Here is a 15,809-nt window from a genome sequence, read left to right as displayed (position 1 = left end):
GGTGCAGCGTTTGCCTGATCAACGAGGGAAAATCCAATGCAACGAAAGATTTCACGCCTTTTGGCCGGTTGTGCCATGGCCTTGTGCTTGTGCGCCCCTGCGGCAGCGCAAATTATCATTCCACCCGGCGCCTCGCTGGACGCTCCAAGCGGCTCCATCGTTGATTTGAGCTGTAGCACCGTGGATATGCAAGGCACGCTCAACATCGGTGGCACGCTGAGTGTAGACAGCGACGTTACCTTCGGCTCCAGTGCCATCGTCTCCGGCAGCAACGGGATCATCTCGGTGGGTGGCAATCTCTCCGCCACAGGCCCCATCGACACCGGCAACAACACAGTGGTGCTGCGCGACGGCTGCATCGGCAACACCAGCCAGATCAGTGGCAATTTCGTGTTCCAGAACCTGACCTTGTCCAGCACCACGGGCCGCACCTTTGTCATCCCCGCAGGCGCCAACATCACCGTGCTGGGCACCCTGACCCTGCAAGGAGCGCCCGGTCAAAACATCCAGCTGGTCTCCTCGGGCGGCGGCACTGCCGTCATCAACCTGGGCCCCGGCGCAACGGTCACCCGCAACAACGCCACTGTCAATGGCGGCGTGCAAATCGGCGGCGCGGCAGCAGCCACCAACATTCCAACTTTGAGCGAATACGGCCTCATGCTGATGGCATTGTTGATGGGCTTGGCAGCCTTGTGGCACCAACGCCGTGCCCCAGGCGCAACGGGCAATCGACGCATCTGAAACTGCCGGAACCAGGAGTTTTCATCCATGAAGTCATCGTTTCATCCTCTGCGTCTGATCTGCGCCCTGAGTGCTGTCTATGCGCTGCACACGCCCCTGGCCCTGGCTGCCGATATCAGCTTCACCCCGCCCAGCGGCGGCGGTTTTGTGATCAAGAGCCCGGGCGGTGCCCAGGAACGGTTTCGTGTGCAGGGCACTGGCGAGGTCACCGTCCCCGGCCTGAACGGTGCCCCCACCGCCAACAACCTCACCTGCTTTGATGGCGCCGGGCGCCTCGGGCCTTGTGCGGCAGGTATCGGATCTGGCGCCACGGGTGCCACAGGCCCTACCGGGCCAACCGGCGCAACGGGTGCATCCGGCCCCACCGGGGTCACTGGCGCCGCAGGAGCTACAGGCGCAACCGGCGTCACAGGCCCAACCGGTGCCACAGGGGCTGCTGGCGCTTCTGGCACCGGTGCCACTGGCGCAACAGGAGCGACCGGAGCCACTGGCGCTACCGGCGCAACGGGTGCTACTGGGGCCACCGGGCCAACGGGTGCCACCGGTGCCGACAGCACCGTGCAGGGGCCTACGGGGCCTCAAGGTATCCAGGGCATTCAAGGGCCTGTCGGCCCTACCGGTGCAGACAGCACCGTGCCCGGGCCACAGGGCATCCAGGGTGCCACGGGGCCCGCCGGGCCTACCGGACCTACCGGACCTTCAGGGGCAGCAACAGTGACATTGACAACGGTCACCAACAGTGCAAATTGGGTCATAGGCACTCCACCAGACCCCGCTTACGGTGATCCGGTCTCGGTGACCGCAACCTGCACAGCAGGAAAAACGATAGTCAGCGGGGGGTGTCGCATTACGACTGGAGCAGCCGCCAGCTATTTTGGAGGTGGTTTCCCGTCAGCGACCGACCAATGGACCTGTGAGTTCACTATTTTCGATACGCTTGCAGCCACAGCCTACGCCATCTGCCAGTAGTTGAGTACTTACTCGCAGCACGCACCGCACACGGGGCATGGATGCAACAACGCACATGCCCCGTCCAACGCACGGGATGGAATGTCTTTGTGATGTGCAGTGCCCTCGATAGGGCGCACCAGGCTCCATCACACTGCTCCGCCTGCTTTTGCGATGGCCAGAAAGCACGGGCTCGTACCACTGGGTGCTGCCTGGCCCGGCATTGTCTCGCCAAGTCCCCCAGAGTTTCACCCTCTAGCAACACCCTCAACCAGCCCGGCGCACCATGAAACCCACCTACCAACCGCACCACCTGTTCGCCGTGCTGGGAGCCGCCTATGCACTGCACGCCCCCCTGGCCCTGGCGGCCGATCTCAGCTTCACCCCGCCCAGCGGCGGCGGTTTTGTGATCAAGAGCCCCGGCGGTGCCCAGGAACGGTTTCGTGTGCAGGGCACTGGCGAGGTCACGGTGCCCAGCCTGAACGGCGGCCCCACCGCCAACAACCTCACCTGCTTTGATAACGCCGGGCGCCTGGGGCCCTGTGCGGCAGGTATCGGATCTGGCGCCACGGGTGCCACCGGCCCTACCGGTCCGACCGGCGCAACGGGTGCCACCGGGACAGGCGCCACGGGAACGACTGGCGCCATAGGGCCTACCGGCTCCACCGGAGCGACCGGAGCCACAGGCCCCACAGGCGCGACCGGAGCAGATAGCATGGTGGCAGGGCCTCAAGGGCTTCAAGGCATTCAAGGTCCCACGGGGCCAACCGGCGCAGACAGCGTAGTGCCCGGACCACAGGGCCTCCAGGGCATTCAAGGGATTGCAGGGCCTACCGGACCGACGGGCGCGACTGGCGCCACAGGGGCGGCGGGCACATCAGGTGGCGGGGTAACCGTTCAAGACAACAACGGCGTCAACCTTGGTACTGTCGTCGACATGTCCGTCAGCAGCCAGTCGTTTGTAGCCTTCCTGACTTCGACAAAGCACTACGTCAAATTGCGCTTCAACGGCACGGTTCAGAACGAATCTTCTATTTACTTTACTTCTGCGGACTGCACAGGTACGCCTTATGGCGGCAGCGGGGGAACTTCGGGCAATCCACGTTTTGCCAAGACCGTGATCTATCGGACAACAGGCCAGCTTTACACCCTTGCGAACCCCGACGCCAATGGTTTGGCCACTCCCGTTCCACAAGCCACGCTAGGTATCACGGTAGCCTCCATTGAAGACAGCACCACCGGAGCTTGCACCTCCTCGGTCTCTACCCAACACATGTTCCCACTAACCCTGGTGACGCCAGCAGCCGTAGGACTGCCAGCCAGCGTTGCAGCGCCGCTTTCGTTCGGCCCGTGAGTGCAAGACCTGAGTGGTCACACCCCTCTGGGGCTTCTCGACCCATCCCCTTCTTCTCAGTCTTACCAACCATGAAGACCAAATACACAACTCTCTCCTTGGTGACCGCCCTGGGTGTGGCCTACGCGTACACGCCGCTGGCCCTGGCGGCGGATTTATCCTTCACGGTCCCCAGTGGTGGCGGGTTTGTGGTCAAGAGCCCCGGCGGCCAGGAACGGTTTCGTGTGCAAGACAGCGGTGAGGTGCGCGCCCACGGCCTGAGCGGCGCCACCGCCAACACCAACCTCACGTGCTTTGATGGCCCCACAGGCCGTCTGGGGCCTTGTGCAGGGGGCGTCGGTTCTGGCGCCACCGGTGCAACAGGCCCTACCGGGGCTACCGGACCCACAGGCATTGCCGGACCCACGGGGGCCACCGGCGCGGCAGGAGCGACGGGCGCGATGGGCGCAACAGGCCCCGCAGGTGCCACTGGAGCGACTGGCGCCTCTGGCACAGGTGCCACTGGCGCAACAGGTGCGACCGGAGCCACGGGGGCGACTGGATCTATCGGGACCACCGGAGCAACAGGCGCCACTGGCGCAGACAGCACGGTGCCCGGCCCCCAAGGAATCCAGGGTGTGCCGGGAGTTCAAGGACCTGTCGGGCCGACTGGTGCCGACAGCACCGTGCCCGGGCCACAGGGAATCCAAGGGATTCAAGGGATTGCAGGCCCCACAGGGCCAACGGGGGCAACCGGCGCCACTGGAGCTGCGGGCGGCGGAGGCGGTGGCATCCTGTTCGGCACCGCGGCGATCATGCCAGCGACGACCGACTCGGCCGCTTTTGTGCCTTTTGGCATCGGAGGCATGTCTAGCGGCAACTTTGACTATTCGCGATGCGCGTTCACTGCAGGGTCGGCCTGCACCATCGACCCAACGGTGTTCGCCAATGCCTCGTCCCCAGCCTTTGCGACCTGCACCACCACAAAGCTGCACGTGAGAAACTACACGGCCGTGCCAACGATTCCCCTGACGGTGACGCTCTATAAGAACGGTGCCTCAACGGGTCTGAGTTGCACGGTGGGCGCTACACCTGCTGCCACCTGCACCAGCACCACGGCGGTGGCCCTCCTGCCCACTGACAACATTGCGCTGCAGATGAGCACCACCAACGTTGGCGGCTTTACCTCTGGGGGAAGCGCGATCGAAGGAACCGCCATCAGCGCCGTGCATTGCGAGTGATTCAAGAGGCCGGCCCCGGCATAACCGGCCCCAGTCAATGCGATCCGTAGCTTTCTGGTTGCTTGCTTGCAGATAGGATGGAGACACCGCCCCCGCCAGAGGACAACTGGCGGGGACCGCGCAGACTGCCAACACCGGCCTGCGCGCAATCTGCCGGGGTCCGGATTCCCCGCCTCTAAAGCCCACGCTGAAGACCTATGCGACACATGCCCCCCGTCGTGCTCAACATGATCATCAAGAACGAGGCTCCGGTGATCACCCGGTGCCTCGCTTCGGTAAAGCCCTGGATAGACCACTGGGTCATCGTGGACACGGGCTCCACCGATGGCACGCAGGACATCGTCCGCGAGTTCATGCACGACGTTCCCGGTACCCTGTTCGAGCGCCCCTGGAAGAACTTTGCGCACAACCGCAACGAAGCACTGGAGTTGGCACGCCCCTATGGCGGCTACCTGCTCTTCATTGATGCCGACGAGCAACTGCGTGTGCCGCCCGACTTTGCCTGGCCCGCGCTCTCGGCCGACGGCTACACCCTGACCTGCCACATGGACGGCTGGGAATACCAGCGCAACAGCCTGATTGCCACACGCATTGGCTGGCACTGGGAGGGCGTGCTGCACGAGTACCTGACCGCCAAGCAGCACGGCCCCTGGCAGACGCTGCAGGGGCCGGTCATTCATGTCTCCCATGATGGCGCCCGTGCACGCGACCCGGAGACTTACCTGCGCGACATGGCCTTGCTGGAGCAGGCCGTGCGGGACGACCCCACCAACACGCGTAACGTGTTCTACCTGGCCCAGAGCTGCCGTGATGCCGGGAAGATCGAGCCCAGCTTGTTGTGGTACCAGCGCCGGGTGGACATGGGGGGCTGGGAAGAAGAGCGCTGGTACGCCCTGTTCCAGATCGCCGTGCTGCACGAGCGCAACCAGGCCCCCGCCGCCACTGTGCGCGAGGCCTATCTGGCCGCCTACGCAGCCCGCCCCCAGCGGGCTGAACCGCTGTGCGAACTGGCCCGCTACCACCGCGAACGTGGCGAACATGCGCTCGCCACGGTGTTTGCGCTACAGGCGTCGCAGATTGCGCAACCCGCAGACATTCTTTTTGTGGACACGCAGGTGTACGCCTGGCGTGCACTGGATGAGCTGGCAGTAAGCGCCTTCTACACCCCCCACCGCGACCTGGGCCGTGCCGCGCTGCAGCGGCTGCTGGCCGAACGCCGCTACCCCGAGGCACAAGCCCAGCGCATAGAGGCCAACCAGGCGTTCTACGGGCTTTGACCACCCTGGTGACCCGACGGGGGCTGCGACAATGCAGTCCATGCAGAAACAGCCCTCCGCTTCCCCCTGGCTCCACGAAGCCATCGCCCGCATCGAAGCCGACTACCAGCGCAGCGCCGACACGCACCTGATCCCACTGCGCCTGCCTGCCTTTGCCGTGCATGGCATTGACCTGTACCTCAAGGACGAATCCACCCACCCCACAGGCAGCCTCAAGCACAGGCTTGCACGGTCGCTGTTTCTGTATGCACTGTGCAATGGCTGGGTGCATGAGGGCTCGACCATCGTCGAATCGTCCAGCGGCTCCACCGCAGTGAGCGAAGCCTACTTTGCGCGGCTGCTGGGGCTGCCGTTTGTGGCGGTGATGCCGCGCACCACGTCGCCCGAAAAAATTGCGCAAATCGAGTTCCATGGCGGGCGTTGCCACTCCGTGGACAGCGCGGGCGCGGTGTACGACGCGGCCCGCACCATTGCCGCCGAAACCGGCGGCCACTACATGGACCAGTTCACCTATGCCGAGCGGGCCACCGACTGGCGCGGCAACAACAACATTGCCGAGAGCATGTTCACGCAGATGGCGCGCGAGCCGCACCCGGTGCCGCGCTGGATTGTGGTGGGTGCGGGCACGGGCGGCACCAGCGCCACCATTGGCCGCTATGTGCGCTACCAACGCCATGCCACGCAGGTGTGTGTGGCCGACCCGGCGGGTTCGGTGTTCAGCGCCTACCACCGCACAGGCGATGCCGCGCTGACAGCGCCGGGCTCACGCATCGAGGGCATCGGCCGGCCGCGTGTGGAGCCGAGCTTTATCCGCACGCTGGTGGACCGCATGGTGGATGTGGCGGACTGCGAATCCATCGCTGCCATGCGCGCGCTGTCGCAGTTGCTGGGACGGCGTGTGGGGCCGTCCACGGGCACCAACTTTGTAGCCATGCTCACGCTGGCCAGCGAGATGCGCGAGCGGGGCGAGCGCGGCTCCATCCTGTCTCTGCTGTGCGATGCGGGCGAGCGCTACCTGCCCACGTACTTCGACACCGACTGGGTGGACCGTACGTTTGGCGATTGCTCGGCCGCGCAGCAGAAGGTGGATGCGTTGATGGGCTGAGCGCCCTGCCCCGTCCCGCAATTTCATCCCGAACCTCGATCCCCACACCATGCACAGCTCCACACGCCGCCAGTGGCTGATGGGGGCCAGCCTGCAGGCAGCCGGGCTGGGTGCGCTGCTCTGGCCGGGTGCGGCGCAAGCACTGCCCGCGCGTGCTCTGGCCTTTCCGCGCGACCACGGCAGCCACCCGGAGCTGCGCACCGAGTGGTGGTACATCACCGGCCATGTGCAAGCGCAGGGCCAGCCGTGGGGGTTTCAGCTCACGTTCTTCCGGTCGCGGGTGGATGCCACACAGGGCCTGCAATCGGCGTTTGCGGCCAAGCAGCTGCTGTTTGCGCATGCGGCCATCACCGACGTGAAAGGCCAGCGCCTGCGGCACGACCAGCGCATTGCGCGTGCGGGTTTTGGCGTGGCGCAGGCCAGCGAGGCGGACACGCGCATCCGGCTGCAGGACTGGACGCTGGAGCGCAGTGATGTGCCGGGCAGCACGCCCGGTGAGGCGCCGCGCAGCCGCTACACCACGCGCATCACCGGCAGCGAGCTGGGGCTGGAGCTGCAGTTCGACAGCACGCAGCCCGTGCTGCTGCAGGGCCAGCAAGGCCTGTCGCGCAAGGGGCCGGAAGCGACGCAGGCGAGCTACTACTACAGCCAGCCGCAGCTGGCCGTGAGCGGGCACCTGACGGTGGCGGGCCGCCGCATGGCGGTGGAGCCGGGCACCGGCCGCGCGTGGATGGACCACGAGTGGAGCGAGGCGCTGATGCACCCCGAGGCCCAGGGCTGGGACTGGATCGGCATGAACCTGGCCGACGGCAGCGCGCTCACGGCCTTCCGCCTGCGGCGCGCGGATGGGTCGGCGCTTTGGGCCGGAGGGTCGTGGCGGGCACCCGGGCAGGCCGTGCAGGTGTTTGGTGCGCAGGCCGTGATCTTTACCCCGCTGCGCACCTGGACCAGCCCGCACAGCGGCGCGCGCTACCCCGTGCAGTGGCGGGTGCTGACGCCGGTGGGGCCGTTTGAGGTGCATGCCCTGCTGGACAACCAGGAGCTGGACAGCAGTGGGTCCAGCGGCGCGATTTATTGGGAAGGGCTGTCCGACCTGCTGGACGGCAGCGGGCAGCCTGTGGGCCGGGGCTATCTGGAGATGACCGGATATGCAAAGCCGCTGCGCCTGTGAGGGCGGCAGCGGCTTTGTGAGCAGCATCCAGGTAGCAGCCCGCCGTTGCGGGCAATGGGGGGGTCAGTGCTTGGCCGTGTTGCCCGCCCGGCGCTGTGCCAGCCAGGCAATGATCTCGCCCATGATGCCCCGGCGGAAGGCCAGCACGCAGATCACGAAGATCAGCCCCGTGACCATGGTGACGGATTCGCCCAGGGTCTTGAACCACTCCACGCTGGTCAGCGCCGCCAGCAGGTTGCCGAATTCACCGATCTTGTTTTCGAGCAGAACCACCACGGCCGAGCCGATGAGCGGGCCCGACAGTGTGCCCAGGCCGCCCACCAGCGTCATCAGGATGACCTGGCCCGAGGCCGTCCAGTGCACATCCGACAGCGTGGCAAAGCCCAGCACCAGGGTCTTGAGCGAACCAGCCAGCCCCGCCAGCGCAGCCGACAGCACAAAGGCCAGCAGCTTGAAGCGGTGTGTGTCGTACCCCAGAGAGATTGCGCGGGGCTCGTTCTCTTTGATTCCCTTGAGCACCTGGCCGAACGGCGAGTGGATGGTGCGCACGATAACGAGGAACGCAGCCACCACGATGACCAGCGCCACGTAGTACATGACCAGATCGTCCTTCAGATCGATCAGGCCAAAGAGCTTGCCGCGCGGCACGCCCTGCAAGCCGTCTTCACCCCCGGTGAAGGGCGCTTGCAAGCACACAAAGAACAGCATCTGGGCCAACGCCAGCGTGATCATTGAAAAATAAATGCCCTGGCGGCGGATGGCCAGCCAGCCAAACAGCAGGCCCAGCAAAGCCCCGCCGGCCGTGCCCAGCAGCAGGCCCACCTCGGGCGTGAGGCCCCACACCTTGATGGCATGCCCCGCCACGTAGGCCGCCCCGCCCAAAAATGCTGCATGCCCGAATGACAGCAGGCCGGTGTAGCCCAGCAGCAGGTTGAACGCCGAAGCAAACAGTGCAAAGCACATGAGCTTCATCACAAAGATGGGATAAGCACCAAGGAAGGGTGCGGCAATAAGGCCCAGCAGTAGCAGGCCGTAGCCGATGGTGACAGTGTTCTTGAGATTCATGCTGGCTGCCCCTTATTTTTCTTTGCCGAACAGGCCGGCGGGGCGGATGAGGAGAACGATGACCATGATGACAAACACCACGGTGGACGATGCTTCGGGATAGAAGACCTTGGTGAAGCCTTCGATGACGCCCAGGCCCAGCCCGGTCAGGATGGAGCCCATGATGGAGCCCATGCCGCCAATCACCACCACGGCAAACACCACGATGATGAGGTTCTGGCCCATGAGCGGCGTGACCTGGTAGACCGGGGCTGCCAGCACGCCAGCGAAGGCAGCCAGCGCGGCGCCAAAGGCGTAGGTCAGGGTCACCATCACGGGCACGTTGATGCCGAAAGCTTCCACCAGGCGTGGGTTTTCAGTGCCAGCGCGCAGATAGGCGCCGAGCTTGGTCTTCTCGATCACATACCAGGTGGCCAGGCACACCACCACCGACGCCACCACCACCCAGGCCCGGTAGTTGGGCAGGATCATGAAGCCCAGGTTGGTCGCGCCTTCCAGGAGCTCAGGGGTGTCATAGCCCAGGCCCGACACGCCATAGATGGAGCGGAACACGCCTTCGATCAGCAAGGTGAGTCCGAGCGTGAGCAGCAGGCCATAAAGATGGTCCAGCTTGTAGATCCAGCGCAGCAGCAAGCGCTCGATCAACACCCCGAACAAGCCCACCACCAGCGGCGCCAGCACCAGCATCCACCAATAGTTGATGCCGAAGTAGTTCATCGCCATCCAGGTCATCAGGGCGCCCGTCATGAACAGCGCCCCGTGGGCGAAGTTGATGACGTTGAGCAGGCCAAAGATCACGGCCAGGCCGAGACTGAGGATGGCGTAGAACGACCCATTGACCAGCCCCAGAAGGAGCTGGCTCAACAGGCCCGGCAATGAGACACCAAAAATTTCCATGGGAGGCAGCGGCAGGTGGAGGGGGTTCAGGTCAGGGGGCACAACGCGCCAGGCCACCCCATCTGGGCGGCTGAGCGCGTTGAGTCCGGCTCAGGGCTTTACTTCCAGAGCGCGCACTTGCTCTCAGCCTTGGTGGTGAACACCGTGTCGCCGGGCAGCTTCTTGACGAGCTTGTAGTAATCCCACGGCTTGGTGGACTCCGAAGGCTTCTTCACTTCCATCAGGTACATGTCATGCACGTAACGGCCATCGGGGCGCAGCTGGCCCGACGCAAAGAAGTCGTTCATCTTCATGCCGCGCCACGTGGCCATGACCTTGTCGGCATCCACCGTCTTGGCTGCTTCCACGGCCTTGAGGTAGTTCATCGTGGCGGAGTAATCGGCCGCCTGGATTTCGGTGGGCATGCGCTTGGTCTTCTCGAAGAAACGCGCGGCAAACTTGCGCGTGTCGTCGTTCAGATCCCAGTACCAGCTGGTGGTGAATTGCAGGCCTTCGGTGTTGCGCAGGCCCAGGCTGTGCACGTCGCTGATGAAGATCAGCAGACCCGCCAGCTTCATGCTCTTGCCAATCCCGAACTCCTTGGCAGCCTTGATGGCGTTGATGGTGTCGCCGCCAGCATTGGCGAGACCCAGAATCTGTGCCTTGGAGTTCTGCGCCTGCAACAGGAAGGACGAGAAGTCGGACGCGTTGAGCGGGTGGCGCACGGTGCCCACCACGGTGCCGCCCTTGGCCTTGACCACCGTGCTGGTATCGGCTTCGAGTGCATGGCCGAACGCATAGTCTGCCGTGAGGAAGTACCAGGACTTGCCGCCGGTATCCACGATGGCCGAACCCGTGCCCTTGGCCAACGCCACGGTGTCATAGGCATAGTGCACGGTGTAGGGCGTGCACTGGTCGTTGGTCAGCGCCGAACTGGCGGCGCCGTTGTTGATGTACACACGTTTCTTTTCGGCCGCCACCTTGGCCGATGCCAGGGCCGTGCCAGAGTTGGTGCCACCAAACAGCATGGTCAGGCCCTGGGTGTCGATCCACTCGCGGGCCTTGGAAGCCGCGATGTCGGCCTTGTTCTGGTGGTCTGCGGTGAGCAGCTCGATGGGCATGCCCAGCACCTTGCCGCCAAAATCATCAATCGCCATCTGGATGGCCACCGCACCGTTCTTGCCCTCCACGTCGGCGTACAGGCTGGACATGTCGGTGATGAAGCCGATCTTGACCTTGTCTTGCGCATGCGCGGCCGAGGTGGCCAGGCCAGCGGCGCCCAGCACCAGTGCCAGCGTTTTGAGTTTGTTCTTCATGGATTGTCTCCTGTGGGTGTGGTTGAAGAAAACGGGAAGCAAGACTTCGGGGCGCGTTCAAACGCCCAGCAGTTCGGTGAGCACGGGCATCTTTTCTTCCAGCTCCGACGCGCCAAATTTTTCGACGATGCGGCCGTGCTCCATGACGTAAAAGCGGTCGGCGAGCGGTGCGGCAAAGCGGAAGTTCTGCTCGACCATGACCACGGTGTAGCCTTTCTCGCGCAGCATCATGATCATGCGGGCCAAGGCCTGCACGATGACCGGCGCCAGGCCCTCGGAAATCTCGTCGAGCAGCAGCAACTTGGCGCCAGTACGCAGAATGCGGGCCACGGCCAGCATCTGCTGTTCGCCGCCCGACAGGCGTGTGCCCTGGCTGTTCTTGCGCTCGGCCAGGTTGGGGAACATGGCATAGATCTCCTGCACCGACATGCCGGGCGTGCCGGTCTTCAGTGCCGGGGGCAGAAGCAGGTTTTCTTCGCACGACAGGCTGGAGAAAATGCCGCGCTCTTCCGGGCAGTAGCCCACGCCCAGGTGCGCAATGCGGTGCGTGGCCATGTGGATGGTCTCCACACCATGGATCTTGACCGAGCCCTTGCGCGCACCGGTCAGGCCCATGATGGCGCGCATGGTGGTGGTGCGGCCCGCGCCGTTGCGGCCCAGCAGCGTGACCACTTCACCGGGCTGCACAACGATGTCCACACCATGGAGCACGTGCGACTCGCCGTACCAGGCTTCGAGGTTCTTGATTTCGAGGGCGGGAGCGACAGCCATCAATGCGCTCCTTGGAGTTGACCGTCGGTGGTGCCCATGTAGGCTTCCATGACCTGTGGGTTGTTCGAAACTTCTTCGTAGGGCCCTTCAGCCAGCACTGCGCCGCGCTGCAGCACGGTGATGCGGTCCGCAATGGTGGAGACGACCTTCATGTTGTGCTCGACCATCAAGATGGTGCGACCGGCAGAGACCTTTTTGATCAGCTGGGTGACGCGGTCCACGTCTTCGTGGCCCATGCCCTGTGTGGGCTCGTCCAGCAGCATCAGCTCGGGTTCCATGGCCAGTGTGGTGGCAATCTCCAGCGCGCGCTTGCGGCCGTACGGCAGGTTGACCGTCACCTCGTCGGCCAGGTCTTCCAGGCCCACTTCGGTCAGCAACTGCATGGCGCGGTCGTCCAGTTGCGACAGGGTGCGCTCGCTGCGCCAGAAGTGGAACGAGGTGCCCAGCTTGCGCTGCAGGCCCAGGCGCACGTTCTCCATCAGCGTGAGGTGGGGGAACACCGCCGAGATCTGGAACGAGCGGATGACACCGCGGCGCGCGATCTGTGCGGGCTGCTCTCGCGTGATGTCGTGCCCGTTGAACCGGATGGTGCCCGAGGTGGGCGTGAGAAACTTGGTCAGCAGGTTGAAACACGTGGTCTTGCCTGCGCCGTTGGGGCCGATCAGCGCATGGATGGAGCCCCGGCGGACGGCCAGATTCACATCGCTGACGGCGGTGAAGCCCTTGAACTCTTTGGTCAGGCTGTGGGTTTCAAGAATGACGTCGCTCATTGCGCCTGGGTCGCTCCGTTGGGTGCTGGGGAAAGAAGCCTTGGCCAGCAAGGTTCTCATGCATGCGTTGTGATCGCAGTGCATCGTATGCCCCCCTACCCCGCAGTAGATACTGGGACTAATGCCTATGTATAAACGCCTACGCTTTCGGACATCGCGACCTGCGGCGGCGCCCATGGCAACGGTGCACAGGCGCGGCATCGCCCGCCCTTGCTGGTTTTGGAGGCGATACCCCGCACAAAGCAGCCTGTGGCTTGCCGCCGCTCACGGGTCAGCCCACCAGGCAGAACACTGACTTTTTTCTTACATCTTGTCTTGCCGGTGACATGATGGCGCGCCCAGCGGCGCATGGACGGTCCCTCTACACTGACCCCCATGGCTTCCACCCCCACTCAACCCTCCAGCGGCGCCCCACGGTCCCTGACGGGCCTCCTTCCCTTTCTGCGACCGTACCGCGCACGCATCGCGCTGTCGGTGGTGTTCCTGGTACTGGCAGCGCTTGCCACCCTGGCCTTCCCCCTGGCCTTGCGCAATCTGGTCGATGGTGGCCTGGTGAACCCCGACAAGGGGGCCCAAACGATGGCACTGCGCAATCACTTCGAAGCGCTGTTTGCCGTGGCGGTGGCACTGGGGGTGTTCTCCGCAGCGCGGTTTTACATGGTGAGCTGGCTGGGCGAGCGGGTGACCGCCGACCTGCGCAACGCGGTATACGGCCATGTGCTGCAACAAAGCCCGCAGTTCTTTGAAACCACCCAGACCGGCGAAGTGCTGTCGCGCCTGACCACCGATACCACGCTGGTACAGACCGTCGTCGGCTCCTCCCTGTCGATGGGACTGCGCAACGCCGTGATGGGGGTCGGGGCGCTGGCCATGCTGGTGTGGACCAACCCCTACGTCATGTCGGTGGTGATGCTGGCCGTGGTGCTGGTGGTGCTGCCCACCATGTGGATCGGCAGGCGCGTGCGGCGCCTGTCGCGCGACAGCCAGGACCGGGTGGCCGATTCCAGCGCCATCGCGGCCGAGGTGCTCAATGCCGTGCCGGTGGTGCAAAGCTACACGGCAGAACCCCGCGAGACCACCCGCTTCATGCAGGCCACCGAGAACGCATTCCAGGTCGCCATCAAGCGCACCGGGGCCCGCGCCCTGCTCGTGGCCTTCATCATCATTGCAAACGCCGCACTGCTGCTCTGGGGGCTGTACCGGGGCACGGAGGCGGTGCTGGCGGGCAAGATGACAGCCGGGCATCTGGGGCAGACCGTGGTGTATGTGATCTTGCTGGCCGGTGCCGTGGCCGTGCTGGGCGAGGTCTATGGCGATCTGCTGCGCGCTGCGGGCGCCACGGAGCGGCTGATGGAATTGCTCGCGACCCGATCGCCCGTGGCAGACCCGATCGCGCCGCAGGACCTGCCTGTGTCGGAACGGGGGCTGGAGGTGGAGTTTGAGAACGTGTGGTTCCACTACCCCTCGCGCCCCGACCAGCCCGCGCTGCACGACTTTACGCTGCACCTGGCGCCGGGCGAAACGGTGGCGCTGGTGGGCGCCAGCGGCGCGGGCAAAACCACGGTGTTCCAGCTGCTGCAGCGCTTTTACGACGTGGACACCGAGGCACAGGGCCAACCCCAGGGCGCCATCCGCCTCAACGGTGTGGAAATCCGCCAACTGCGCCTGGAAACCCTGCGCTTGCACACGGGCACCGTACCGCAGGACGCCGTGATTTTCTCGGCATCGGCCATGGACAACATCCGCTACGGGCGCCCCCAGGCGACAGACGAAGAAGTCATGGCGGCCACACGTGCCGCCTTTGCACACGACTTCATCATGGCGTTGCCCGAGGGCTATGGCACTTTCCTGGGTGAACGGGGCGTGCGGATGTCCGGCGGCCAGCGACAGCGCATTGCCATTGCCCGGGCCATGCTCAAAAACCCGCCCCTGCTGCTGCTAGACGAAGCCACCAGCGCGCTGGACGCAGAGAGCGAACGCATGGTGCAGGCGGCGTTGGATACCGCCATGCAGCGCCACACAGGTCGGCGCACCACGCTGGTCATTGCCCACAGGCTGGCCACGGTACAGAACGCGGACCGCATTGTGGTGCTGGAACATGGGCGCATCGTTGAGCAAGGCACCCACACGGCCCTGCTGGCGCAAGGCGGCGTCTATGCCCGCCTGGCGGCGTTGCAGTTCACGGCGTAACGCCCGCACTGTCAGATCGCGGCCAGCAGTGGTGGTTTACGGAGGGTTTCCGGCTAATCCCAGGCCGCCCGTCATATTGATATCAAATTGATAGCAATACTGTCTTATACATCAAGCGCCAGCAGCCTAAAACATTGAATATTTTGGCCCCAAGCATCGATGGCCTACTGGAGCGTTTCCTTGGCGGCGGCGGGCAGAGGCAAGGGCATGACGGCGATCCCCTCCTCCAGCAACTCCATCGCCTCATCCGGAGTGGCCTGCCCGCGAATCGCGCGCTCCTGCACCTCACCGTGGTGTATGCGCCGGGCCTCCTGCGCAAAGCGCGCACCCACATCCTCGGTATTCGCGACGATCTTGCGGGCAAGGTCCAGCCAAGCAGCCTGTAATGCGGGGGGAAGTGCGGGAGGGTTTCCGACCTGGAGACTGCCGCCCTCGGGTGCGGCAGAAGGTGTAGGCATGGCTGACGGTGCAGCTGGCTCGCGCGCCCCCAGGTTCAGCCGGGGAGCACTCAAGCGTTTTTCAATGTGATCGTCCGCGCACAGCGGGCATTGCACCAATCCACGTTGCTTCTGGCCCTGGAAATCGTCTTCCGACGCGAACCAGCCTTCAAAGACATGGCCCTGCCGGCATTGGAGATCAAGCACCTTCATGGCAAACCTTGGGCACGCCGGCCATCAGCCGTGGCGGCGCAGCAGGTAACGGTAAACAAAACCTGGAAAGGCGAGTGTGAGGAACAGCGTCCCGGTGATCGCATAGAACTCCCAGCCTTGCGAAGCAATCTGCCCGGCCCTGCGTTCCAGCAACAGCGCCAAGCCACCCACAAGAAAGTACAGCAGGATCAGCTCGCCCAGGCGACCCACCAGCGGCTTTCTCGGATTGGACTGCGGCCCCACCGCCAGCCAGCGGTGGTTGACAAAAGGCAGGTTGGCAGCAATGAACGCTGCCACGATGACCAGCCAGACGGACCCGGTTAGCGACACAGGAACAGCAGGCAGTGGGGAAGGC

At 64.5% G+C, this 15,809-nt stretch carries 14 protein-coding genes; 7 read left to right on the top strand and 7 right to left on the bottom strand.

Features of this window, described 5'->3' with window-relative positions; translation table 11 throughout:
- Nucleotides 1–186: 186 nt before the first annotated feature.
- The 6 genes from LPA35_RS23710 to LPA35_RS23680 all read left to right on the top strand — a co-directional run bounded on the left by LPA35_RS23710 (nt 187) and on the right by LPA35_RS23680 (nt 7,816).
- The gene (locus LPA35_RS23710) at nt 187–741 is read left to right on the top strand and encodes an IPTL-CTERM sorting domain-containing protein (RefSeq protein WP_228899367.1); all 555 of its coding nucleotides are present in this window, start codon (nt 187–189) and stop codon (nt 739–741) included.
- A gap of 1,234 nt (nt 742–1,975) precedes the next feature.
- Nucleotides 1,976–3,043 (top strand): hypothetical protein, encoded by a 1,068-nt coding sequence (locus tag LPA35_RS26130; protein WP_304505261.1) that lies wholly within the window; start codon nt 1,976–1,978, stop codon nt 3,041–3,043.
- A 71-nt stretch (nt 3,044–3,114) separates the two neighbouring features.
- Complete coding sequence (locus LPA35_RS26125) at nt 3,115–4,263, top strand: collagen-like protein (RefSeq protein ID WP_304505260.1); 1,149 nt, start codon at nt 3,115–3,117, stop codon at nt 4,261–4,263.
- 206 nt (nt 4,264–4,469) lie between these two features.
- Complete coding sequence (locus LPA35_RS23690; protein ID WP_228899720.1) at nt 4,470–5,540, top strand: glycosyltransferase; 1,071 nt, start codon at nt 4,470–4,472, stop codon at nt 5,538–5,540.
- A gap of 31 nt (nt 5,541–5,571) precedes the next feature.
- Nucleotides 5,572–6,645: a PLP-dependent cysteine synthase family protein gene (locus LPA35_RS23685; protein WP_228899361.1), complete on the top strand. Its 1,074-nt coding sequence runs from the start codon at nt 5,572–5,574 to the stop codon at nt 6,643–6,645.
- A gap of 49 nt (nt 6,646–6,694) precedes the next feature.
- Entirely contained in the window at nt 6,695–7,816 is a 1,122-nt protein-coding gene (locus LPA35_RS23680; protein WP_228899359.1) for a carotenoid 1,2-hydratase, read from the top strand.
- Nucleotides 7,817–7,879: 63 nt separating this feature from the next.
- Here LPA35_RS23680 and LPA35_RS23675 read toward each other — a convergent pair whose 3' ends face one another.
- The 5 genes from LPA35_RS23675 to LPA35_RS23655 all read right to left on the bottom strand — a co-directional run bounded on the left by LPA35_RS23675 (nt 7,880) and on the right by LPA35_RS23655 (nt 12,614).
- Nucleotides 7,880–8,881 (bottom strand): branched-chain amino acid ABC transporter permease, encoded by a 1,002-nt coding sequence (locus tag LPA35_RS23675; RefSeq protein ID WP_228899358.1) that lies wholly within the window; start codon nt 8,879–8,881, stop codon nt 7,880–7,882.
- A gap of 12 nt (nt 8,882–8,893) precedes the next feature.
- A complete protein-coding gene (locus LPA35_RS23670) occupies nt 8,894–9,778 on the bottom strand; it encodes a branched-chain amino acid ABC transporter permease (protein ID WP_010463953.1) in 885 nt (294 codons plus the stop codon).
- Nucleotides 9,779–9,876: 98 nt separating this feature from the next.
- Nucleotides 9,877–11,073, bottom strand: a complete 1,197-nt coding sequence (locus LPA35_RS23665; protein ID WP_055393256.1) for an ABC transporter substrate-binding protein — start codon at nt 11,071–11,073, stop codon at nt 9,877–9,879.
- 57 nt (nt 11,074–11,130) lie between these two features.
- Nucleotides 11,131–11,844, bottom strand: a complete 714-nt coding sequence (locus tag LPA35_RS23660; protein ID WP_228899357.1) for an ABC transporter ATP-binding protein — start codon at nt 11,842–11,844, stop codon at nt 11,131–11,133.
- A complete protein-coding gene (locus LPA35_RS23655) occupies nt 11,844–12,614 on the bottom strand; it encodes an ABC transporter ATP-binding protein (RefSeq protein WP_055393252.1) in 771 nt (256 codons plus the stop codon). Before LPA35_RS23655 ends, LPA35_RS23660 begins: the two co-directional genes overlap by 1 nt.
- Before the next feature lie 375 nt (nt 12,615–12,989).
- Here LPA35_RS23655 and LPA35_RS23650 point away from each other — a divergent pair, with 375 nt between their 5' ends.
- Complete coding sequence (locus LPA35_RS23650) at nt 12,990–14,804, top strand: ABC transporter transmembrane domain-containing protein (protein ID WP_228899355.1); 1,815 nt, start codon at nt 12,990–12,992, stop codon at nt 14,802–14,804.
- A 164-nt stretch (nt 14,805–14,968) separates the two neighbouring features.
- Here the strand turns inward: LPA35_RS23650 and LPA35_RS23645 are convergent, their stop codons facing one another.
- Both LPA35_RS23645 and LPA35_RS23640 read right to left on the bottom strand, forming a co-directional pair.
- The gene (locus tag LPA35_RS23645) at nt 14,969–15,454 is read right to left on the bottom strand and encodes a DUF1178 family protein (protein WP_228899352.1); all 486 of its coding nucleotides are present in this window, start codon (nt 15,452–15,454) and stop codon (nt 14,969–14,971) included.
- 24 nt (nt 15,455–15,478) lie between these two features.
- Nucleotides 15,479–15,784 carry a DUF2818 family protein gene (locus LPA35_RS23640; protein WP_055393246.1) on the bottom strand — a complete coding sequence of 102 codons (306 nt, stop codon included), beginning with the start codon at nt 15,782–15,784 and terminating at the stop codon, nt 15,479–15,481.
- Between the last annotated feature and the right edge of the window lie 25 nt (nt 15,785–15,809).

It is taken from the genome of Acidovorax sp. Leaf73 (assembly GCF_916855635.1).
Lineage (GTDB): Bacteria > Pseudomonadota > Gammaproteobacteria > Burkholderiales > Burkholderiaceae_C > Acidovorax > Acidovorax facilis.
The sequence above is the reverse complement of the archived record's forward strand: the minus strand, read 5'-3'. Positions and strand labels throughout refer to the sequence as shown.

Coding starts and splice junctions, on each gene's coding strand:
- LPA35_RS23710 (WP_228899367.1), top strand. CDS start 187: ATGCAAGGCACGCTCAACATCGGTGGCACGCTGAGTGTAGACAGCGAC.
- LPA35_RS26130 (WP_304505261.1), top strand. CDS start 1,976: ATGAAACCCACCTACCAACCGCACCACCTGTTCGCCGTGCTGGGAGCC.
- LPA35_RS26125 (WP_304505260.1), top strand. CDS start 3,115: ATGAAGACCAAATACACAACTCTCTCCTTGGTGACCGCCCTGGGTGTG.
- LPA35_RS23690 (WP_228899720.1), top strand. CDS start 4,470: ATGCCCCCCGTCGTGCTCAACATGATCATCAAGAACGAGGCTCCGGTG.
- LPA35_RS23685 (WP_228899361.1), top strand. CDS start 5,572: ATGCAGTCCATGCAGAAACAGCCCTCCGCTTCCCCCTGGCTCCACGAA.
- LPA35_RS23680 (WP_228899359.1), top strand. CDS start 6,695: ATGCACAGCTCCACACGCCGCCAGTGGCTGATGGGGGCCAGCCTGCAG.
- LPA35_RS23675 (WP_228899358.1), bottom strand. CDS start 8,881: ATGAATCTCAAGAACACTGTCACCATCGGCTACGGCCTGCTACTGCTG.
- LPA35_RS23670 (WP_010463953.1), bottom strand. CDS start 9,778: ATGGAAATTTTTGGTGTCTCATTGCCGGGCCTGTTGAGCCAGCTCCTT.
- LPA35_RS23665 (WP_055393256.1), bottom strand. CDS start 11,073: ATGAAGAACAAACTCAAAACGCTGGCACTGGTGCTGGGCGCCGCTGGC.
- LPA35_RS23660 (WP_228899357.1), bottom strand. CDS start 11,844: ATGGCTGTCGCTCCCGCCCTCGAAATCAAGAACCTCGAAGCCTGGTAC.
- LPA35_RS23655 (WP_055393252.1), bottom strand. CDS start 12,614: ATGAGCGACGTCATTCTTGAAACCCACAGCCTGACCAAAGAGTTCAAG.
- LPA35_RS23650 (WP_228899355.1), top strand. CDS start 12,990: ATGGCTTCCACCCCCACTCAACCCTCCAGCGGCGCCCCACGGTCCCTG.
- LPA35_RS23645 (WP_228899352.1), bottom strand. CDS start 15,454: ATGAAGGTGCTTGATCTCCAATGCCGGCAGGGCCATGTCTTTGAAGGC.